The sequence below is a fragment of the Pseudonocardia endophytica genome (assembly GCF_004339565.1).
Classification (GTDB): domain Bacteria; phylum Actinomycetota; class Actinomycetes; order Mycobacteriales; family Pseudonocardiaceae; genus Pseudonocardia; species Pseudonocardia endophytica.
Map to the genome: position 1 here is coordinate 3,517,036 of NZ_SMFZ01000002.1, position 20,632 is coordinate 3,537,667.

At 73.8% G+C, this 20,632-nt stretch carries 22 protein-coding genes; 9 read left to right on the forward strand and 13 right to left on the reverse strand.

What is annotated here, in order from left to right; genetic code table 11:
• Window positions 1–21: 21 nt before the first annotated feature.
• The 6 genes from EV378_RS34955 to EV378_RS34980 all read right to left on the reverse strand — a co-directional run bounded on the left by EV378_RS34955 (window position 22) and on the right by EV378_RS34980 (window position 2,753).
• On the reverse strand, window positions 22–633 hold the full coding sequence (locus tag EV378_RS34955; protein WP_132432322.1) for a VOC family protein: 612 nt from the start codon (window positions 631–633) through the stop codon (window positions 22–24).
• On the reverse strand, window positions 630–1,040 hold the full coding sequence (locus EV378_RS34960) for a VOC family protein (protein ID WP_132432324.1): 411 nt from the start codon (window positions 1,038–1,040) through the stop codon (window positions 630–632). The genes EV378_RS34955 and EV378_RS34960 overlap by 4 nt, the downstream gene beginning before the upstream one ends.
• A 5-nt stretch (window positions 1,041–1,045) precedes the next feature.
• Window positions 1,046–1,495: a helix-turn-helix transcriptional regulator gene (locus EV378_RS34965; RefSeq protein ID WP_132432326.1), complete on the reverse strand. Its 450-nt coding sequence runs from the start codon at window positions 1,493–1,495 to the stop codon at window positions 1,046–1,048.
• A gap of 169 nt (window positions 1,496–1,664) precedes the next feature.
• A complete protein-coding gene (locus tag EV378_RS34970) occupies window positions 1,665–1,892 on the reverse strand; it encodes a DUF3072 domain-containing protein (RefSeq protein WP_132432328.1) in 228 nt (75 codons plus the stop codon).
• 60 nt (window positions 1,893–1,952) lie between these two features.
• Window positions 1,953–2,438, reverse strand: coding sequence for a bacterioferritin (gene bfr, locus EV378_RS34975; protein WP_132432330.1), 486 nt, complete (start codon window positions 2,436–2,438; stop codon window positions 1,953–1,955).
• Window positions 2,439–2,555: 117 nt separating this feature from the next.
• Window positions 2,556–2,753 carry a (2Fe-2S)-binding protein gene (locus tag EV378_RS34980; RefSeq protein WP_132432332.1) on the reverse strand — a complete coding sequence of 66 codons (198 nt, stop codon included), beginning with the start codon at window positions 2,751–2,753 and terminating at the stop codon, window positions 2,556–2,558.
• Between the two features lie 95 nt (window positions 2,754–2,848).
• Between EV378_RS34980 and ligD the strand changes: the two genes are divergently transcribed.
• The 5 genes from ligD to EV378_RS35005 all read left to right on the forward strand — a co-directional run bounded on the left by ligD (window position 2,849) and on the right by EV378_RS35005 (window position 9,384).
• Window positions 2,849–4,783 (forward strand): non-homologous end-joining DNA ligase, encoded by a 1,935-nt coding sequence (gene ligD / locus EV378_RS36980; protein WP_207908952.1) that lies wholly within the window; start codon window positions 2,849–2,851, stop codon window positions 4,781–4,783.
• Window positions 4,776–5,573, forward strand: a complete 798-nt coding sequence (locus tag EV378_RS34990; protein ID WP_132432336.1) for a glycerophosphodiester phosphodiesterase family protein — start codon at window positions 4,776–4,778, stop codon at window positions 5,571–5,573. Before ligD ends, EV378_RS34990 begins: the two co-directional genes overlap by 8 nt.
• A gap of 56 nt (window positions 5,574–5,629) precedes the next feature.
• On the forward strand, window positions 5,630–6,955 hold the full coding sequence (locus EV378_RS34995) for an MFS transporter (protein WP_243653918.1): 1,326 nt from the start codon (window positions 5,630–5,632) through the stop codon (window positions 6,953–6,955).
• A gap of 273 nt (window positions 6,956–7,228) precedes the next feature.
• Window positions 7,229–7,570, forward strand: coding sequence for an RNA polymerase-binding protein RbpA (locus EV378_RS35000; RefSeq protein ID WP_132432338.1), 342 nt, complete (start codon window positions 7,229–7,231; stop codon window positions 7,568–7,570).
• A 95-nt stretch (window positions 7,571–7,665) separates the two neighbouring features.
• A complete protein-coding gene (locus tag EV378_RS35005) occupies window positions 7,666–9,384 on the forward strand; it encodes a DUF885 domain-containing protein (RefSeq protein ID WP_132432340.1) in 1,719 nt (572 codons plus the stop codon).
• A gap of 3 nt (window positions 9,385–9,387) precedes the next feature.
• Here the strand turns inward: EV378_RS35005 and EV378_RS35010 are convergent, their stop codons facing one another.
• Complete coding sequence (locus tag EV378_RS35010; RefSeq protein ID WP_132432342.1) at window positions 9,388–10,164, reverse strand: polyprenol monophosphomannose synthase; 777 nt, start codon at window positions 10,162–10,164, stop codon at window positions 9,388–9,390.
• Window positions 10,157–11,773 (reverse strand): apolipoprotein N-acyltransferase, encoded by a 1,617-nt coding sequence (gene lnt, locus EV378_RS35015; RefSeq protein ID WP_243653919.1) that lies wholly within the window; start codon window positions 11,771–11,773, stop codon window positions 10,157–10,159. The genes EV378_RS35010 and lnt overlap by 8 nt, the downstream gene beginning before the upstream one ends.
• Window positions 11,774–11,791: 18 nt before the next feature.
• Between lnt and EV378_RS35020 the strand changes: the two genes are divergently transcribed.
• Window positions 11,792–12,466 carry a metal-dependent transcriptional regulator gene (locus EV378_RS35020; protein WP_279389678.1) on the forward strand — a complete coding sequence of 225 codons (675 nt, stop codon included), beginning with the start codon at window positions 11,792–11,794 and terminating at the stop codon, window positions 12,464–12,466.
• Here the strand turns inward: EV378_RS35020 and EV378_RS35025 are convergent.
• Window positions 12,463–13,275: a PIG-L deacetylase family protein gene (locus EV378_RS35025; protein ID WP_132432346.1), complete on the reverse strand. Its 813-nt coding sequence runs from the start codon at window positions 13,273–13,275 to the stop codon at window positions 12,463–12,465. The genes EV378_RS35020 and EV378_RS35025 overlap by 4 nt on opposite strands.
• Before the next feature lie 231 nt (window positions 13,276–13,506).
• Window positions 13,507–13,701 (reverse strand): PspC domain-containing protein, encoded by a 195-nt coding sequence (locus EV378_RS35030; RefSeq protein WP_132432348.1) that lies wholly within the window; start codon window positions 13,699–13,701, stop codon window positions 13,507–13,509.
• Between the two features lie 193 nt (window positions 13,702–13,894).
• Here EV378_RS35030 and mdlC point away from each other — a divergent pair, with 193 nt between their 5' ends.
• Complete coding sequence (gene mdlC, locus EV378_RS35035) at window positions 13,895–15,514, forward strand: benzoylformate decarboxylase (protein ID WP_132432350.1); 1,620 nt, start codon at window positions 13,895–13,897, stop codon at window positions 15,512–15,514.
• A 126-nt stretch (window positions 15,515–15,640) separates the two neighbouring features.
• Here the strand turns inward: mdlC and EV378_RS35040 are convergent, their stop codons facing one another.
• From EV378_RS35040 to EV378_RS35050, 3 genes are all read right to left on the reverse strand, one after another.
• Entirely contained in the window at window positions 15,641–16,768 is a 1,128-nt protein-coding gene (locus EV378_RS35040) for a M24 family metallopeptidase (RefSeq protein ID WP_132432352.1), read from the reverse strand.
• Window positions 16,769–16,896: 128 nt separating this feature from the next.
• Window positions 16,897–17,298, reverse strand: a complete 402-nt coding sequence (locus tag EV378_RS35045; RefSeq protein ID WP_132432354.1) for an STAS domain-containing protein — start codon at window positions 17,296–17,298, stop codon at window positions 16,897–16,899.
• A gap of 118 nt (window positions 17,299–17,416) precedes the next feature.
• The gene (locus EV378_RS35050; protein WP_132432356.1) at window positions 17,417–18,244 is read right to left on the reverse strand and encodes a GAF and ANTAR domain-containing protein; all 828 of its coding nucleotides are present in this window, start codon (window positions 18,242–18,244) and stop codon (window positions 17,417–17,419) included.
• Between the two features lie 83 nt (window positions 18,245–18,327).
• Between EV378_RS35050 and EV378_RS35055 the strand changes: the two genes are divergently transcribed.
• Window positions 18,328–19,290: a 5'-3' exonuclease gene (locus EV378_RS35055; RefSeq protein ID WP_207908953.1), complete on the forward strand. Its 963-nt coding sequence runs from the start codon at window positions 18,328–18,330 to the stop codon at window positions 19,288–19,290.
• A 10-nt stretch (window positions 19,291–19,300) separates the two neighbouring features.
• Window positions 19,301–20,629, forward strand: coding sequence for a M20 family metallopeptidase (locus EV378_RS35060; RefSeq protein WP_424511267.1), 1,329 nt, complete (start codon window positions 19,301–19,303; stop codon window positions 20,627–20,629).
• The last annotated feature ends 3 nt before the right edge of the window (window positions 20,630–20,632 follow it).

Sequence of the window (20,632 nt, forward strand, 5' to 3'; positions counted from 1 at the left end):
GCGGTGTTGAATCGCGCGGGGTCAGGAAGACGTTTCCCAGACGAAGCCGTCGGGGTCGGTGAACGGGTCGGTGTCCCCACCGAGCACGATCCGCGACGACCCGGTGCCGTCGGGGTCGACGCCGCCGTTCTTCGCCAGTGCCTTGCGGCCCAGCAGGGCGAGCGTGATCGGTGACCCGCCGCGGTCGAACTCCACGTACCTGCCGCCGAAGCTCTTCGCCGCCGTGAGGCCCCTGCCCGTGTAGAACTGCCTCGACGCCGTGACGGCGGCGACGCCGAGCAGCAGGACGGTGCTGTCGATCACCGGCTCGGCGGGCCCGTCGTGGCGTTTCGACGACGAGGCGAACGTCCAGACCGCCCCGTCCGGTCCCCGCAGGGCGCAGCCGTAGCCCCAGAAGCTCTTCGCGACCGGCTTGATCGTGGTGGCTCCGGTGTCGAGCGCCGCGGTAGCCAGCGAGTCGACCATGCCGGGCCGGGCCACCACCAGCGAGAGCGTGTACCCGCGGAACCCGCTGGTCGGGCTGTCCCCCGCGCGGACGTGCACCGGCAGGTCGGCTCCGAGGACCGACTTGTGGAACGCCCGCGCAGCATCCGGGTCGGGCACCTCGAGGGTGACCGACCGGAGGGCGTTCACGACTGCTCCGTGATGCGGACCAGGTTGCCGGCCGGGTCGCGGAACGCGCAGTCGCGCGCACCCCACGGCTGGTCGGTCGGCTCCTGGACGACCTCGGCGTCGCCCGCCTGCAGCCGGTCGAACGTCTCGTCGAGGTTCTTGGTGGCCAGCATGATCCAGCCGTAGGTGCCCTTCGCCATCATCTCGGCGACCGTGCGGCGCTCGTCGTCGGTGATCCCGGGATCGGCCGTCGGCGGCGCGAGGAGGATCGACGTCCCCGGCTGGTCGGCCGGGCCGATCGTGATCCAACGCATGGCGCCGCTGCCGACGTCGTTGCGCACCTCGAATCCGAGGACGTCGCGGTAGAACGCGAGCGAGGCATCGGGATCGTCGTGCGGAAGGGCGGTGACGTGAATGCTGAGGTCCATGCCGTTCACGCTAGGAGCGGCATGCCCGCCGGTGCTTCTCGATTCCTGACCGGTCTCGTGACCTGCTTCGCCACGCACGACGGGATGCCCTCCGCCGCCCGCGCCGCCTGTCGCTTGTAGACGCTCGGCGAGACACCGACGAGCTCCGTGAACCGGGTGCTGAACGTACCCAGCGACGAGCAGCCGACGGTGAAGCAGACCTCGGTGACGGACAGCTCCCCGCGGCGCAGCAGCGCCATCGCGCGCTCGATGCGGCGGGTCATCAGGTAGCTGTACGGCGACTCGCCGTAGGCGCGCTTGAACTCGCGGCTCAGGTGACCGGCCGACATGTTCGCGCCGCGGGCGAGTGCCTCGACGTCCAGGGGCTGGGCGTACTCGCGGTCGATCCGGTCGCGGACACGCCGCAGGCGCGCGAGGTCGCGCAGGCGCTGGTCGCCGGCGGGTCGGCTGGTCACACGGGCGATGGTGCCACGACGGGCGCGGCTCGCGTCAGGTCGCACGCGCCCTGTCACCCGTCGTGTGCGCCGGGCGGGGCGTCGACGTGAACGTCAGCGCGGTTCGACGAGCCTCCGACGACCGTGACGTTCACGTCGAGCGGGGCCGGGTGAGCGGGTCGCCGACCGGCTACTGCCCCCGCCCGGTCTGCTCCTGCAGGGCATCGATCCGCCGCGACGCCTCGGACTTGCTGAGCTGCTCCAGGTCGTCCGGGGCGTCCTCCCCGGCCTGCTGGAGCAGCGTCTCCAGGTAGGAGCGCTGCGGGCCGGTCATCGGTTCGTCGCCGGTGGTCCAGTCGGCCGGGTCCTTCTCGGCGGTACCCGGGTCGGCCGTGTCGGTGCTGTGGTCGTCCGTCATGGGTCGAACGTACCTTCGAACGCGTGCGTCCACACCTCGGCGACGGCGTCCTACGAGGGATCAGCCCGGGTTCGGCGGCTGGTCGACGAGCTGGGCGAGGTAGAGCTGCTCGCCGAGGCTGTCCATCAGCTCCAGGTTCGTCTCGATGTAGTCGATGTGGTGCTCCTCGTCGGCGAGGATCTCCTCGAACAGGTTCGCCGAGGTGATGTCGCCCTTCTCCCGGCACATGCGGATGCCGGGGCGCAGGCGCTCCACGACGTCGAGCTCGATCTGCAGGTCGGCCCGCAGCTGCTCGCGCACCGTCTGCCCGATGTTCAGCGTGAACAGGCGCTGGTAGTTGGGCAGGCCCTCGAGGAACAGGATGCGGTCGGTGATCTTCTCCGCGTGCCGCATCTCGTCGATCGACTCGCTGCGGGTGTAGGAGGCCAGCTTCGTCAGGCCCCAGTTCTGCTGCATCTTCGCGTGCAGGAAGTACTGGTTGATCGCCGTGAGCTCGCTCGTCAGCTGGTCGTTCAGCAGGGAGATGACCTCGGGGTCGCCGCGCATGGCCGTCCGTCCGATCCGTCGCCGGTGTTCAGTGTCGGCGACGACGGTAGGACAGCACCCGATCGTGTCCGTCGCTCAGGACGGACTGGGTAACGCAGAGGCTTACCTGGGGGAAGGTCAGGCGCTGGCGGCGAGACCGTCCAGCTCGGCCGGCGCTGCGGACGTCGCCAGCAGGATCCCGAGGCGCTCGCGGCAGCTGCCGCATCCGGCGCCGGCGCCGCACGCGTCGCCGATGTCGTCGACGGACCGGGCGCCCGCGTGCACGCACGAGCGCACCTCGGACTCCGTCGCGGCGGCGCAGATGCAGGCGAACACAGCGGCCCCTTCCCTGGGTGAAGGCAAACCTATGCTGACATTTGATCACCCTCAGACACAAGGATCTCCGGCGCCGGTCTCACTACGCTGTCGTCGTGCCCCTGGACGACTACCGCCGCAAGCGCGACGCGCGGCGGACACCGGAACCGATCCCGGACACCGACCCGTCGGTGACCGGCGCCGGCGACCGGTTCGTGATCCAGGAGCACCACGCCACGGCGCTGCACTGGGACCTGCGCCTGGAGCGTGACGGCGTGCTCGCGTCCTGGGCGGTGCCGAAGGGCCTGCCGACCGACACCTCGACCGTCCGGATGGCGATCCGGACCGAGGACCACCCCATGGAGTACCTGGACTTCGCGGGCGAGATCCCGGCGGGCGAGTACGGCGGCGGCCGGATGTCGGTGTGGGACACCGGCCGCTACGAGACCGAGAAGTGGAACGAGCGCGAGGTCGCCGTCGCGCTGCACGGCACGAAGGCGCGCGGGCGGTTCGTGCTGCTGCACCGGCCGGACGGCAAGCGGGACACCTGGATGCTGCGCCGGATGAAGGGCGGGACGGACGAGCAGGAAGGGGAACCGCTCCCCCGCGACCTGCCGCTCGCCGTCGCGACCGAGGCGGACGCGCTGCCGGACGGCGACGGCTGGTGGCTGCAGGTGCGCTTCGGCGGGCGTCGGGTGCTCGTCCGCAGCGACGGCGGCCGGGTCACGCTGCTGGCACCGGACGGGACCGGCGGGAACCAGGAGATCGCGGTGCCGTCGTCGTTGCGCGGGTTCGGGCCGTCGCTCGGGGCGAGCGGGCACCTGCTGGACGCCGAGCTGACGACGTCCGGTGACCTGTGGATCTCCGACGTGCTGCACACCGGCGGCGAGGACGTCCGGGCGCTTCCGCTGCACGAGCGCCGGGAGCGTCTGGACGCGCTGGCGCCGCAGGGCCCGCACTGGCGGGTGGCGCCGGTCTACCCGGACGCGGGCCCGGAGTTGCTCCAGGCCGCCGCCGCACAGGGGCTGCCCGCCGTGCTGGCGGTGGCCGAGACCTCGCCCTACCCGGAGGACACCGTGGCATCCGACGACCGCGTCGAGGTCGGCACGTCGGCCCGGAAGCGGGGCGGCCCGCTCACCGGCCACGGACGCGCGAAGCTCACGAACCCGGACAAGGTCCTCTACCCGCGCACCGGCACGACGAAGAGCGACGTCCTGGCGCACTACCTCGCCGTCGCCGACGTCATGCTGCCGCACATCGCCGACCGGGCCGTCACGATGGTCCGCTGGCCGGACGGCGTCGAGAAGCAGTCGTTCTTCGAGAAGGACGTGTCCCGGCACGCCCCGGACTGGGTGCGCACGGCCCGGGTCGGGACGCCCGGTGGACGCTCGGAGTCGGCCGACTTCCCGGTGCTGGCGAGCGCCGAGGACCTGGCGTGGGCCGCGAACCTGGCCGCGCTGGAGCTGCACGTGCCGCAGTGGCGCCTCGGCCCGCGCGACGGCAGGCACGCGCCGGACCTCGTCGTGTTCGACCTGGACCCGGGCGACGGCACGACCGTCGTGGACTGCTGCCGGGTCGCCGAGCACGTCGAGGAGCTGCTCGACGGGCACGGGCTGCGGGCGTGGCCCCGCACGTCCGGCGGCAAGGGCCTCCAGCTCTACGTGCCGGTGACCGTGACGAAGGCGGAGCAGACCTCCGAGTTCGCGCACGAGGTCGCCGACCGGCTGGCCGCCGAGCACCCCAAGGAGATCGTCTCGGTGATGGCCAAGGCCCGGCGTCGGAACCGGGTGTTCGTGGACTGGAGCCAGAACAACCCGGCCAAGACGACGATCGCCAGCTACTCGCTGCGCGGGCGGGAGCGCCCGACCGTCGCGACGCCCGTGACCTGGGACGAGGTGCACGCCTGCCGGGAGCCCGCCGATCTGACGTTCACGCTCGACGACCTGCCGGAACGTCTCGAGCGCCACGGCGACCTGATGGCACCCCTGCTGGACACCGAACGTTTCCCCCTTCCTCGCCGGGGGACGATCCAGGATGGGGCCCATGACTGACCGGCACCCCTACCTCGACGGTCCCTACCCGCGCGCGTACGCCCACCGGGGCTGGCACGTCGACGATCTCGCCGGGTGCGAGAACACGCTGGCCGCGTTCGTCCGCGCCGCCGACGAGGGGCTCGGCTACGTCGAGCTGGACGTGCACCGCACGGCGGACGGGGTCGTGGTGGTGCACCACGACCCCACGCTGGACCGCACGACGGACGGGACCGGCCGGATCGACGCGCTGCCAGTGGCCGTCGTGGCCGAGGCGTCGGTCGGCGGGCGCGAGCGGGTGCCGCGGCTCGACGACGTCCTGCGCGCGATCCCCGGGCTGCGGGTGACGATCGAGCTGAAGTCCGACGCCGTCGTCGCACCGGCGCTGGCCGTGATCGACGAGCTCGACGCGTGGGACCGCGTCTGCCTCGGCGCGTTCGACGAGTCCCGCCTGACCGCCGCCCGCGCGCAGGCCGGGCCGCGGCTGTGCACGTCGCTCGGGCAGCGGGGCGTGCTCGGGCTGCGCGGCAGGGCGTGGGCGTCGGCCGTTCCGGCGATCGGCCGGCTGGCCGGGGCCGCGCTGCCGGCGGTCGAGGGGCAGCTCGCGCAGGTTCCCGTCGGGTTCGGGCCGCTGACCGTCGTGGACCGGCGGTTCGTGACGGTCGCGCACGAGCTCGGCCGGGAGGTCCACGTCTGGACGGTGGACGACGCGGTGGAGATGAACCGGCTGCTCGACCTCGGCGTCGACGGCCTGCTCTCGGACCGCCCGGACGTGCTGCGCGACGTCGTGGCCGCCCGGTCCGTCCGGTAGGAGAGATCCGTGATTCTGCCGACGGAACTGTCGGGGTCCGCCGTTAGGCTCGCCGCGTGAACGCCGTCCCCGCCGCTGCTGCCGCCGCTCCGTCCCGCGGCCGCGTCTGGGCATGGGGCATGTGGGACTGGGGCTCGTCGGCGTTCAACACGATCGTCCTGACGTTCGTGTTCTCGGTGTACCTCACGGACTCGGTCGGCAAGAACCTGCCGGAGGGGTCGCTCTCCCCGAACGCCTGGCTGTCCTGGTCGACGGCCGCTGCCGGACTGCTGATCGCCCTGATGGCGCCCGTGATCGGGCAGAGCGCGGACCGGGCGGGCCACCGCCTGCGTTCGACGGGCGTGTGGACGGCCGCCGTCGTCGTCGCGATGCTGCTGATGTTCTTCGTCCGCAACGACGACTACCACTACCTGTGGCTCGGCCTGCTGCTGCTCGGGCTGGCGTCGATCTTCTTCGAGCTCGCGCAGGTGTCCTACTTCGCGCTGCTGTCCCAGGTCTCGACGCCGGAGAACGTCGGGCGGGTGTCCGGGTTCGGCTGGGCGCTCGGGTACTTCGGCGGGATCATCCTGCTCGCCGTCTCCTACTTCGGCTTCATCGCGGACGACGGCGGGCTGCTCGGGGTGAGCACCGAGGGCGGACTGAACATCCGGATCGTCGTGCTGGTGGCCGCCGTGTGGTTCACCGTGTTCGCGCTGCCGATGTTCCTGACGCTCCCGGAGATCCGGCCGACCGGCGAGCGCACGCGCCTGGGTGTCGTCGGCTCGTACCGGGCGCTGCTGGCGAACCTGCGGGCGCTGCTGCGCGACCAGCCGCACACGGTCTACTTCCTCGGTGCGAGCGCGCTGTTCCGCGACGGGCTGAACGCGATCTTCGCGTTCGGCGGCGTGATCGCGGTGACGGTGTACGGCATGGACCCGGGAACGGTGCTGATCTTCGGTGTCGTGATCAACGTGGTGTCCGCGCTCGGCGCACTGGCCGGGGGCCGGCTGGACGACCGGATCGGGCCCAAGGCCGTCGTCGTCGGGTCGCTGGCGGGCCTGGTGGTGGTCGGCCTGATCCTGCTGTTCGTGTCCGGCACGACGCTGTTCTGGGTGTTCGGTCTGATCCTCGGCCTGTTCGTCGGGCCGGCACAGGCGTCGTCGCGGTCCTACCTGAGCCGGCTGTGCCCGGAGGGCCAGGAGGGCCAGCTGTTCGGGCTCTACGCCACCACCGGCCGAGCCGTCTCGTTCATCTCGCCCGCGCTGATCGGCCTGTTCACGGTCATCGGCGGAGACCGGCTCGGCCTGCTCGGGATCATCCTCGTGCTGGTCGCGGGGCTCGCGGCGGTGCTGCCGGTGCGCAAGCCGGACCATGTGCGGCCGGCGCCCGCGGTCACCGGCTGAGACTCCCCCGCTCGGGTGCGTGAACATCGCGCTAACGGGTGGTGAGACAGGTCACAGATGGCTGACACGTCACATCAGCGTGTGTATCGGCGGCGAACAGGGCACACTGGTTCGTCGGGCGAACGGGAGTTACCGCCGAGTACATCGGCGGTCTCGCGGGCGCCTCGCCGCCGGAATGACCGTGACACCACGAACGTTACACCTGGTGGCGCCGAAGTGACCGCCGCGGTCCGCTCGTCAGGGCCTCGGCACGAACGTACAGGAGGGTGACGCATGGCCGACCGCGTACTGCGTGGCAGCCGGCTCGGAGCTGTCAGCTACGAGACCGATCGCAACCACGACCTGGCGCCGCGGCAGATGGTTCGCTATGTGTCCGACAACGGCCACGAGTTCGAGGTCCCGTTCGCCAACGACGCCGAGCCGCCGGCCACCTGGGAGTCCCCGCAGGGTGGCGTCGGGCGCCGTGTCGACGGCAACGAGCCCGAGCAGAAGAAGGCGAAGCCCCCGCGCACGCACTGGGACATGCTGCTCGAGCGGCGTTCCATCGCCGAGCTCGAGGAGCTGCTCGACGAGCGACTTGCGCTCCTGCGCGAGCGCCGCGCCGAGATCGCCTGAGGCGAACCACCCGCGACGCGCCACACCACCACGGAGCCGGGTCCCGCGAAGGGGCCCGGCTCCGTCGTGTGTGCGGCGGTGCGCATGATGGGCCGATGCCCGACCTGACCCGCGACACGACCCGGCCGGTGCGCGACCTCGCCGACGACTACGTCCGCCGTCTCGCCGCGCTGGACCCGCTGCTCGCCGAGGACCTCGGGTTCTCCGACGGCCGCGACGCCCTTCCCGACCTCTCCCCCGCCGGGCAGGCCGCGATCGACGCGCTCGACCGTTCCGTGCTCGACGACCTGTCCGCGCTCGTCGGCGACGCGACGCCTGCGGACCCGGACGAGCGGCGCTGCGCCCGGCTGCTCGACGAGCGCGTCCGGGCCCGCCTGGAGATGTCCGATGCGGGCGAGCAGCTGCGCGCCGTGCACGAGCTGTTCGGCCCGGTGCCGGGCGTGCGGATGGTGTTCGCGCTGATGCCGGTCGAGACCGACGACGACTGGCACACCGTCGCGACCCGGATGGGGCGGGTGCCGGAGTCGCTCGCGCAGTACCGGTCCTCGCTCGTCGAAGGCGGGCGCCGCGGGCTGTACGCCGCGCCGCGGCAGGTGCGGCGGTTCGTCGAGCAGCTCGACGAGTGGACCCGGGACGACGACGGCCGAGGTTGGTTCGCCGGGTTCACCGGGCAGGCGGCGGTGGGCGACACGGTGCGCGCCGAGCTGGACCGCTCCGCCGCAGCCGCCACCGGCGCCGTCGCGGAGCTGCGGGACTGGCTCGCGTCGGACTACCTGCCCGCCACCGACGGCACGCCGGACGGCGTCGGCGAGGAGCGCTACCGCCGGGCCGTGCGCTACTGGAACGGCGCCGACATCGACACGGGCGAGGTCTACGAGTGGGGCTGGTCGGAGTTCCGGCGGCTGCGCGACGAGATGGTCGCCGAGGCCGGTCGCGTGCTGCCCGGATCGACCGACCCGCGAGCGGCGATGGAACACCTGGACGCCCACGGCGACGTCGTGGCCGGCGCCGAGCCGGCCCGTGAGCGTCTGCAGCGGATGATGGACGACACCGTCGCCGATCTCGGGCGCACCCACTTCGACCTGGCCGAGCAGATCCGGCGCGTCGAGGCGTGCGTGGCGCCGGCCGGAAGCGGGGCGGCGCCGTACTACACGATGCCGTCGCTGGACTTCTCCCGCCCGGGACGGACGTGGCTGACCCGCACCGCCGACGACCGCTACCCGATGTGGGACCTGGTCAGCACCTGGTACCACGAGGGCGTCCCGGGCCATCACCTGCAGCTGGCGCAGTGGGTGCTGCGGGCCGGCGAGCTGTCGTCGTACCAGGCCGTCGCCGGGGCGGTCAGCGCGAACCTGGAGGGGTGGGCGCTCTACGCGGAGCGGCTGATGGACGAGCTCGGGTACCACACCGACCCGGGCACCCGGCTCGGCTACCTGAACGGCCAGATGCTGCGCGCCGTGCGCGTGGTGATCGACGTCGGCATGCACCTGTCGCTGCCGATCCCGGACGACTCCCCGGTCGGCGCCGGTGAGCGCTGGACACCGGAGCTCGGACGGGAGTTCTTCGACCGGCACGTCGGAGCCCCGGAGGAGCTGGCGTCGTCGGAGCTGCTGCGCTACCTCGGCGGACCGGGCCAGGCGATCGGCTACAAGCTCGGCGAACGGGCGTGGCTGGACGGGCGGGCCGCCGCGCGTCGCGCGCACGAGGCGGACGGCCGCCCGTTCGACCTGAGGGCCTGGCACATGACGGCCCTGTCCCAGGGCTCGCTCGGCCTGGACGACCTGGCCGGAGAACTCGCCGCGATCCGGACCTGACGGCTAGGCGCGGACCGGGTCCTCGGCCAGGGGGTCGACCGGGTCCGGGGGCAGCTGTCGGGAGAACCTCGCCGCGGCGCCCCAGCAGGTCACCTTCCACAGCGCCTCGGCGACGATCGAGCCGTTCATCTTCGACGCGCCGCGGGTGCGCTCGGTGAACGTGATCGCGACCTCCCTGACCCGGAACCCGGCCTGCACCGCGCGCCACGCCATGTCGACCTGGAAGCAGTAGCCCTGCGACGAGACGCTGTCCAGGTGCAGTTCCTCGAGCACCTGGCGCCGGTACACGCGGTACCCGCCGGTGATGTCCCGGATCGGGACGCCGAGGGCGAGCCGCGAGTAGAGGTTGCCGCCGCGGGAGAGCAGCTTGCGGTGCGCGGGCCAGTTGACCACCCGCCCGCCGGGGACGTACCGGGAGCCGAGGACGACGTCCGCGTCGTCGATCGCGTGCAGCAGCGCGGGCAGGTCCTCCGGGGCGTGCGAGCCGTCCGCGTCCATCTCGACGACGACCTGGTGCTCGCCGCGCAGCGCGTGGCCGAACCCGGCGAGGTAGGCCGCGCCGAGCCCGCTCTTGGCCGGGCGGTGCAGCACCCTGACCCGCTCGTCGGCATCGGCCAGCGAGTCGGCGAGCCTCCCGGTGCCGTCCGGGCTCGCGTCGTCGACGACGAGGACGTCCGCCTCGGGGACGCTGGCGTGCAGACGGGCGAGGGTGGGGCCGAGGTTGTCGGCCTCCTCGTACGTCGGGATCACGACCAGTACGGGCCCCGGTGGCTCAGCCATGCTCGTCCTCTCCTCGGCCCGTGCGATCCGACGACCTTACGCCCAGCGCCCTGAACGACCGCTGAGACGCACCGGAGGCGATGATCACGGAGAGGACACCCACGACGGTGAGGGCCCACTCGGGCAGCGCTCCGAGTCGCCCGGACAGCGTAGTCGTGCCCTCCAGCTGGACACGCTCGACCAGCACTCCGGGGACGAACTGTCCGGTCGCCTGCGTCACGGAGCCGTCCGGGCGAATCATCGCGCTCACGCCGCTGGTGGTCGCGACGACGACCGGCCGGTCGTGCTCGACGGCCCGCACCCGCGACATCGCGAGCTGCTGGAACGTCATCTCGCTCGTCCCGAACGTGGCGTTGTTGCTGGGCACGGTCAGGATCTGCGCGCCGGCGTCCACGCTGTCCGAGACCAGGTCGTCGAACGCGACCTCCCAGCAGATCGCCACACCCGCGGTCACGCCCGCGATCTGCGTGACGCCGGGCCCCTGCCCCGGGACGAAGTACCCGGCCCGGTCCACGTAGGACGAGAACAGGCGGAAGAAGGAACGCCACGGCATGTACTCACCGAAAGGCTGGATCCGGCGCTTGTCGGCGCGGTCGACCACACCGCGTCCGGCTTCCCAGACGAGCGCCGCGTTGCTCGTGGTGCGGTCGCCGTTGGACAGCACGGCCCCGACCTGGATCGGCGCCCTGATCGCGGCGGCGGCCTCGTCGATCCGCGCGGCCGCGTCCGCGTTGCGCAGCGGGTCGATGTCCGACGAGTTCTCCGGCCAGATCACCAGGTCCGGCTGCGGCTGCCGGCCCGCTGCGACGTCCGCGGCGAGCTGCTCGGTGACGCGGGCGTGGTTGTCCAGCACGGCCCGGCGCTGGGCGTTGAAGTCCAGGCCGAGCCGCGGCACGTTGCCCTGGATCGCGGCGACCGTGACGGTCCGCTCGGCGGGCCCCGGCGTCGGCGGCACCAGCGCGGCCACCGGTCCGGCGGCCGCGGCCACCACGAGCACGGCCGCGGGCACGGCGAACGCGCGCCACTCCCGTCGCAGCGCCCTGCGGACGACCTCGGCCAGCGCGAGGCCGGCGAGCACCGTCACGAACGACAGCAGCGGGACCCCGCCGATCGAGGCGACCGGCAGGAACGGGCCGTCCGCCTGCCCGAACCCGGGGCGCCCCCACGGGAACCCGCCGAACGGCACCCGCGAGCGCAGAGCCTCGACGGCGATCCACACGGCGGCCGCCCAGACCGGCGCGCCGCGCATCCGGGAGACGGCGGCCATCAGGGCACCCGCCAGCCCGAGGAACAGGGACTCGAACACGACCAGCGCGATCCAGGGCAGCGAGCCGACCAGCGACCCGATCCAGACCAGCAACGGCAGCTGGAACCCGACGCCGAACCAGAAGCCCAGCGCGAATCCGGACCGCAGCCGCCGTCCCCGCAGCGCGGCGCCGAGCACGGCGAACGCGATCGGGGCCAGCCACCACAGCGTTCGGGGCGGGAAGCTCACGTACAGCAGCCCGCCGGCCGCGGTGGCCAGGAGCCAGGTCAGCAGCCGGACCCGCCAGACGCGGCTCGGAGGTGGCGACGAGGCTGCGACCGGTGCTCGTTCCGTGGTGGCCACCAGGGCAGACTAGACGGCGTGGAGCACACGCCCGCCGTCGACGACTACCTGAAGATGGTCTACTCGCTGATCGAGCGGGGAACCGTCCACGTCGGGACGTCGACGCTGGCCGGGAAGCTGGGTGTGTCCGCGTCGTCGGTGTCCGGGATGGTGCGCAGGCTGGTCGGGTCCGGGCTGGTCGAGCACCGGCCGTACGGCGGGATCACGCTCACCGACGAGGGCACCGACCGGGCGCTGCACGTGCTGCGCCGTCACCGCCTCCTGGAGTGCTACCTGGTCTCCGAGCTCGGCTACGGCTGGGACGAGGTGCACGACGAGGCGGAGGTCCTCGAGCACCACATCTCCGACCTGCTGCTGTCCCGGATCGACGCGAAGCTCGGGCACCCGTCGTTCGACCCGCACGGCGACCCGATCCCGCGCGAGGACGGGACGTTGCCGACGGTGTCCGCCCGGCGCCTGTCCACGGTCGACCCGGGCACCCGCGGGCGCCTCGTGCGGGTCGACGACGAGGACCCGGACAAGCTGCGCTACCTGGCCGAGTGCGCCGTCGGGCTCGGGGACACCCTGACGATGCTGGAGCGCCGCCCGTTCGGCGGGCCGTTCCGGGTCGCCGCTGGCGACGGCGACGACGCCACCGAGCACGAGATCGGTCCGGCCCTGGCCGAGGCGCTGTGGGTCGGTCCGGCGAACTAGCGGGCTCCGGCCAGCAGGTGCACGTTGCCGAGCGCGTCCAGCACGCCCGGTGCGCCGTCGCGGCGGAACCACTCGTAGCCGTAGGTCCCGGCGAAGTCTCCACCGTCGGCACCCGGTAGCAGGTCCGGGTCGATCTGGCTGGCGTGCGCGGCCATCGCCGCCCGCTTCACGGCGAGGTCGGCCGCCGAGCCGGTGACCGCCGTCGTGATCTCGGCGGTGACCCGCCCGAACGCGACGGACGCGGCCGCGGCGGCACCGTGCACGAGATGACGCCCGCGGGCGCTGACGTGCAGGTGCTCCCGGTCCACGGTCGTCCGGTACGCGGCGGCTCCGGTCAGCGCGGCGGCCGTGCTCCCGATCGCGTGCACGGCGCGGTGGTCGGGGTGGCCGTAGATGCCGGCGTCGTCGTCGAACACGAGCGTCGCGGCACCTTCGGCGTCGGCCAGCTCGGCGACGCGGCGACCGAGGGCGAGCGGGTCGGCAGTGGCGAGCGCCTGCTCGTGACCGAGGTCCGGGCCGCCGGGCAGGCCGGAGTCGCGGTGACCGAGCAGGACGAGCCGCTCGACGCCGAGCAGTGCGGCGGACCGTTCCAGCTCGCGGCGCCGCCGCAGCGCGACGGTGTCGCCGGCCAGCGGGAGCCGCGAGCCACCCGCCTCTCCCCCGGTGGCCAGGACGAGAACGACGCGAGCGCCCGCGTCGGCCAGCCGTCGCAGCGTGATGCCGGTGAAGATCGACTCGTCGTCGGGGTGGGCGTGCAGCGCGAGGACGGTGTGCCCGGACAGATCCGGGTGGTGCGGGGTGGAGGTCACTGTGTGATCGCAGACGTGCGGGCACCGGCACGACGGCCGGGCGGGCGCGGACTCGGGACCGGAACGGGTCGGCGCCGGCGACCGCTCTCTAGAGGCGGCCGAGCGTGCGCGGACCCGGCGTACAGCAGCGACACGTCGCCGCCGTCGAACAGGTCCGCACGATCACGGGCGTGAGGATAGCCGGAGGGCCGGTCCGTTGCCGGACCGGCCCTCCGGTGGTCGTGAGAGTGATCAGTACTGGGCCTTCGGCATGATCAGCCACAGCACGAGGTAGATCACGAACTGCGGGCCGGGCAGCAGGCAGGAGAGCAGGAACAGCAGGCGGACGGTGTTGCGTCCCCATCCCAGGCGGTCCGCCAGCCCGGCGCACACGCCGGCGATCACCTTGCCGTTGCGCGGCCTGCTCAGCGTTGCGGTCTGGGGCATCTCGCTGTCCTCCTTCCACCGGGGGTCTCCCGGCGCGACCGGGACGTCCGGCCGTTCTGGTGTCCACTCTGCCCCGTGGGGCGGGTGGTTCACTCGGGGAACGCCCGGACCGCCGCCCCGAGTTCCCACCCCGGTCCCCGGACGGCGAACGGCGGCAGCATGATCGGGGTCGTAGACCGGAGCGGGAGGGCGAATGACGGGAACTGTCCTGGAGGCCACGCGGGAGCTGATGCGTCGGCTGGGGCTGACGACGGTGTTCGGCAATCCGGGGACGACGGAGGTGCCGTTCCTGTCCGGGTGGCCGGACGACTTCCGGTACGTGCTGGGGCTGCAGGAGTCGGTCGTGGTCGGGATGGCCGACGCGCACGCCCAGCTCACCCGCCGTCCGGTGCTGGTGAACCTGCACTCCGCGGGCGGTGTCGGGCACGGGCTCGGCGCCGTGTTCAACGCGTCGGCGAACCGGTCGCCGCTGATCGTCACGGCCGGTCAGCAGGCCCGTGCGATGCTCGCCGAGGAGCCGTTCCTCGGCGCCCCGGACGCGGCCGCGTTCCCCCGCCCGCACGTGAAGTGGTCGCACGAGCCGGCGCACGCGGGCGAGGTCCCGATCGCGCTCGCCAGGGCGTACCGGATCGCGTCCACGCCGCCGTACGGGCCGGTGTTCGTGTCGATCCCGGTGGACGACTGGGAGCGCCCGTTCGACGGGCCGATGCCGGACGTCGCGCCGACGGCCGGGCGCGGGGTCGCCGCACACGTCGAGGACGTGACGGCGCTGGCCGACGCCGTGCGCGACGCGCTCGGTGCCGGTCCGGACGGCGGGCCGCGGACGGCGATCGTGGCCGGTGCGGCCGTGGACGCCGACGGTGCGGTGCCGGATCTGGTCGCGCTCGCCGAGCGCTGCGGCGCGGCCGTGTGGGCGGCACCGCTGTCCGGGCGGTGCTCGTTCCCGGAGGACCACCCGCTGTTCGCCGGGTTCCTCACCCCGGAGCGCCGTGCGCTGGGCGCCGAGCTGGAGCGCTACGACCTGGTGGTGGTACTCGGCGCGCCGGCGTTCACCTACCACGTGCAGCGGCCGGGGGACGTCGCGCCGCTGCCACCGACGGTCGTCGTGTCCGACGACCCGGACGTGCTGGCCCGCACCCCGCACGGGAACGGCGTGCTGGCCTCACCGGGTCCGGTGCTGCGGGCGCTGCTGTCCGTCGTGCCCGCCTCCGACGTCCCGCCGGTCACGGCCGGACGGGTCCTCCCGGAGGTGCCGGACCCGGCCGAGGGCCTCACCCCGGCGCTCGTCTACGCGACGCTCGCCGGCGTGCTTCCGGGCGACGCCGTCGTCGTCGAGGAGGGGCCGAGCCACCGCGGCGCGCTGCACGACCACCTGCCGATCCGCTCCACCGACGCCGGGTTCCTGACCACGGCCAGCGGCGCGCTCGGCTACGGCATCGCGGCGACCGTCGGGGCGGCGCTGGCCCGTCCGGACCGGTCCGTCGTCGGCGTGCTGGGCGACGGGTCGGCGATGTACGGGATCCAGGCGCTGTGGTCGGCCGCCCGGGAGCAGGCCCGCGCCGTGTTCGTGATCCTGGACAACAGCGAGTACGCGGCCGTGCGCCTGCTCGGCGAGCGCGCGGGTGGGGACAAGCTGCCCGGTACCCGCCTCGGCGGCATCGACTTCGCCGAGCTGGCCCGCTCGATGGGCGTCGACGCCCGCCGTGTGGAGGACCCGGCCGCCCTGGCGGCCGCCCTGCGCGACGCGCTCGCCGCGACCGGCCCGACGCTGCTGCACGTCCCCGTCGCGGGCGAGGGCCCTGCCCCCTACTGATCCGACAGCCCCCCACCTGTACTCACCCGCCTCACCTGCCCCACACGCCCCACCCGGGCCCGAATGGGAGGGCGGGGGCGGGGGCGTGGGGACGGGCGCGTGAGGACGGCGGGACGAGGGCGGGGCTCAGAGGACGACGAGGTCGCGCGGGTTGTGGTTCAGGCGCTCCACGCCGTCGGTGGTGACCACGACGATGTCCTCGATCCGCGCGCCCCACGAGCCGGGCGTGTAGATGCCGGGCTCGACGCTGAACGCCATGCCCGGCTCGAGGACGAGCTCGTTGCCGTCGACGATGTAGGGCTCCTCGTGCACGTCGAGCCCGATGCCGTGGCCGGTGCGGTGGATGAACCGCGCACCGTGCCCGGCCTCGGAGATCGGGCCGCGGGCGGCGCGGTCCACCGACGCGGCGCTGACACCCGGGCGCACGGCAGCGACGGCGCGCTCCTGCGCCTCCTGCAGCACGGCATAGGTCTCCTTCACCTCGGCGGGCGGCTCGCCCCCGACGGCGTACGTGCGGGTGCAGTCGGAGTTGTAGCCGTCCGGCAACGGGCCGCCGATGTCGATCACGACGACGTCGCCGGGCTCGATCACCCGGTCGGACACGTCGTGGTGCGGGCTGGCGCCGTTCGGCCCGGACCCGACGATCACGAACGCGGCCTCGGCGTGCCCCTCCGCGACGATCGCGGCCGTGATGTCCGCACCCACCTGCGCCTCGGTACGGCCGGGCTGGAGCCACTCCCCCATCCGCGCGTGCACGCGGTCGATCGCCGCACCGGCGGCGCGCAGCCGCGCGATCTCGGCCGGGTCCTTGCGCATGCGCAGCGTGCGCAGCACCGGCCCGGCGAGCGACTGCGGCACCTCGGGGAACGAGTCCCGCAGCCCGAGCACGTGACGGGCCGGCATGTCGTCGTCCACGGCCATCGACGTCGGGCCGCCGGACAGGTCGCTGACCAGCAGGTGCGGGTCGTCGCCGTCGGTCCACGTGACGAGCTCGATGCCGAGCGCCTCCAGCGGCACGTCGGCGAACCCGGGCGCCTCCAGCGCGGGCACGACGAGCGCGGGTGGCGCCCTGTGGCCCGCGGCGGGCACGACCAGGCAGGTCAGCCGCTCGTGCGAGGCGCCGGTGAAGCCGGTGAGGTAGCGCAGGTCGGTGCCCGGGGTGACGAACAGGACGTCGGTGCCCTGCTCGGCGGCGGCCTCGCCCGCGCGTCGGAGCCGGTCGGCGAGCAACTCGGTCGGGACGGCGTCGGTCATGCGGCCAGGGTAGGCCGACACGGACCGTGGCCGGGGTCAGGTCCGGGTCGCCACGCGGCCCGGCGCTGCGACGTCGAGCGCGCCGGTGGCACGTCCGGCGGGCGAGGACCGGCCGGGCACCGCGCCGGTCACGATGCGCACAGGGCACGGACGGCGACCGCGGCCGTCGGGTACCGGTCGAAGCCGGCCAGCTGCCCGCCGAGGTGCGCCCCGGCGTGTCCGAGCGCGTCGGTCCCGGCGAGGTGCACGCCGATACCGAGCCGGTCGCACGCGAAGCGCAGGTGCCGCAGCGCGGCCAGTCCGCCGGTGTCGGTACCGGTCACCCCGGAGACGTCGACGACGAGGTGTCGGTCGTGCCGGGTGCCTGCCCGCACGAGCGCGAGCCGGGCGTCGGCGAGGCGCAGCAGGCGCGCGCCCGCCGCCCGGTCGAGGGGCCCGCGGACGTGCAGCACGTGCACGCCGGAGCCGTCCGGACCGGGCCGGTCGGGGCCGTCCAGTGACAGGCGGGTGACGGGATCGACGGTCGTCATCGTCGATGACCTCCGGCTGCTCGATGTGGCAAGCGGCCGAGCTGGTCCTCAACCCGACATGATCTCCCGATCGTGGCAGCGGCCCGCGCACCCGGCAAGTCGGTCGGCGGGCGAGGGTTCAGCGCGTGTCGAGCGCGTCGGGCCGCTGGGTGACGGTCGTCGCGAGATCGACGAGCTTGACGTTGATGTCCTGTGACGTCCGGCGCAGCACGTCGAACGCGTCGTCGGCGGTCAGGCCGCGACGGGCCATCAGGATGCCCTTGGCCTGGCCGATCACGTCCCGCGAGGCGATCGCCGACTTCAGCTGGCTGCGCTCCAGATCGGCGGCGGACACGGCGGCCGTCGTCGCGAGCGCGAGCGACGCGTGCGTGGCGAGGAGCAGCGCGCGGTCGACGTCGGAGGGGGTGAACGCGGTCCGTCCGCGCGAGTACAGGTTCAGCGCGCCGGGCAGGTCGGCGCCGGTGCGGTCCGGCATCAGCGACGTGGCGAGGATCGACCCGAACCCGGCGCGCACCGAGGCGGCCGCGAACTCCGGCCACCGGCCGTCGGTGGCCAGGTCGTCGGCGATCGCCATGGCCGGCCCGTCCCGGCGGGCGGACTCGACGCACGGTCCCCGCCCGCTGCGGTACTGCACCTGGTCGAGTTCGACGGCGATCGGGTCCGTCTCGACAGGCGTGTGGAACGAGCCGTCGGTGTCCCGCAGCGTCACGCTGGCCAGGTGCACGGCCGGGATGATCCGGCGCGCTCCGGCGATGACCTGGATCAGCACCTCGCCGACCGACGACGCGGACAGCAGCGACTGCGTGAGCTGCGTGAACTGGCGGGCGAGCGGGCCCGCCTCGTCGAGGCCGTCGAGGTCGCCCGCGACGTCGATGGACTCGGAGCTGCCCTGCGCCCCCACGAACCGCTCGCGGTCGGTCTCCCACTCCCGGACGTCGTCGCTCATCGGCGCTCCCTCTCACTCACCGCACCATCATGCCTGGCACCTGCGGGCCCGGCCGGGCACCCGTCCTGCCATAGTCTCCGACCATGACCGACCGCCCGTTGATGCTGCTCGACTCGGCGAGCATGTACTTCCGCGCGTTCTACGGCGTGCCCGAGTCGGTCACCGCCCCGGACGGCACGCCGGTGAACGCCGTCCGCGGGTTCCTGGACATGATCGCGCGACTGGTCACGGAGCGCCCGCCTGCCCGGCTGGTCGCCTGCCTGGACCTCGACTGGCGTCCGGCGTTCCGGGTCGAGGCGCTGCCGTCGTACAAGGCGCACCGGGTGGCCGACGGCACGGCCGACGAGGTCCCGGCCGGAGTGCCGGAGGAGGTGCCGGACGGGCTGGCGCCGCAGGTCCCGGTGATCCTCGACGTGCTCGGTGCGGCGGGCATCGCCACCGGCGGTGCGGTGGGGCACGAGGCCGACGACGTGATCGGCACGCTGGCCCACCACGCCGACGGGCCGGTGCTCGCCGTGTCCGGCGACCGGGACCTGATGCAGATCGTGCGCGACGAGCCGACCCCGGTCCGGCTGCTCTACATCGGCCGCGGGCTGAACAAGGCCGAGCACCTCGGCCCGGCCGAGGTGGCGTCGAAGTACGGCGTGCCGCTGGAGCGGGCGGGCGCGGCGTACGCGGAGATGGCGATGCTGCGCGGGGACCCCTCCGACGGCCTGCCCGGCGTCCCCGGCGTCGGGGAGAAGACGGCGGCGACGCTCGTCGGGCGCTTCGGCACGTGGGACGAGCTGGTCGCGGCCGTCTCGGACGGCGCGGACACCCGGATCGGCGCGTCCGTGCGCGCGAAGATGGCGAAGGCGACCGACTACCTGGCCGTCGTCGAACCGGTCGTGCGGGTGGCGCTCGAGGCGCCGGTGGACCTCAGCGGCGACACCGCGCTGCCGACCGAGCCGGCGAACGGGGAGCTGCTCGACGCGCTCGCCGCCCGGTGGGGCCTGGAGTCGTCGGTCGGGCGCCTGAAGGCGGCGCTGGAGAAGGCGGCGGGGTAGAACGAGGGACGTGGTTGGTCACGACCCCGCCTCCCCGGAGACACCGAGCCGCGCGTTCCTGGACGCCGCCGCACGCGAGACCGCGGCGCGCGCGGCGGCAGCCGAGCCGCTGACGTCGCCCCACGACGGCGCCCCGGACATGTTGCGCCGCAGGGTGTCCGACGCGCTGGAGGCCGTCGGGCCGGACGCCGTCGCCCTGTCTCGGGCGCTGCACGCGGACCCCGAGGTGGCGTTCACCGAGCACCGCGCCGCGGCCGCCGTCGCGGCGCTGCTGGACCGGCACGGCGTCGCCGCCGACGTCGGGGTGCACGGTCTGGACACGGCGCTGCGGGCCGAGACCGGCAGCGGGGGGCCGGTCGTCGCGGTCCTGGCCGAGTACGACGCGCTGCCCGGCATCGGCCACGCGTGCGGGCACAACGTGATCTGCGGGGCCGCCGTCGGCGCGTTCCTGGCGCTGGCGCGCACCCGGCCGCCGGGCACCGTCCGGCTGTACGGCACGCCCGCCGAGGAGGGCGGGGGCGGCAAGGAGACGATGGCCCGTGCCGGCGCGTTCGACGACGTCGACGCCGCGGTGATGCTCCACCCGTTCGCCCACGACGTCGCCGAGCACCCGTTCCTCGGGCGCCGCCGCCTGGACGTCGTCTACCACGGGGTGGCCGCGCACGCGTCGGCCCAGCCGTCGATGGGGCGCAACGCGCTGGACGCCGTCGTGCTCGGCTACCAGGGCGTCGCGATGCTGCGCCAGCACCTGCCGGACCCGGACCGCGTGCACGGGATCGTCACCGACGGCGGGAGCGCGCCGAACGTCGTGCCGGACCGGGCCGCGGCCCGCTACTACCTGCGCTCCCAGGACCCGGACGCGCTGCACGACCTCGCGACCCGGGTGAAGGCGATCGCGATCGGCGCGGCCGCGATGACCGGCTGCGGCTACGAGCTGACCTGGGACGCCACGCCCGCCTACCTGCCGATCCGGCACAACCGCACGCTCGCCGCCCGCTGGGCCGTGCACCAGGCCGAGCGCGGGCGCACGGCGCTGCCGCGCGGGGTCGTGCCGGAGTCCGAGACCGGGTCGACCGACCTCGGCAACGTCAGCCTGCGCGTGCCGTCGATCCACCCGATGATCGCGGTGGCCGAGCCCGGCACGTCGCTGCACACCCCGGCGTTCGCGACGGCGGCGGGCGGCCCTGCCGGGGACGCCGCGGTGCGCGACGGCGCAGCGGGGCTCGCGCACACGGTCGCGGACCTGCTGGCCGACGAGCGCCTGCGCGACGCCGTCGCCGCCGAGTTCGCCGAGGACGGTGGCGCGGTCGACGTGCCGCGCCTGTTCGACGACGTGTGAGCC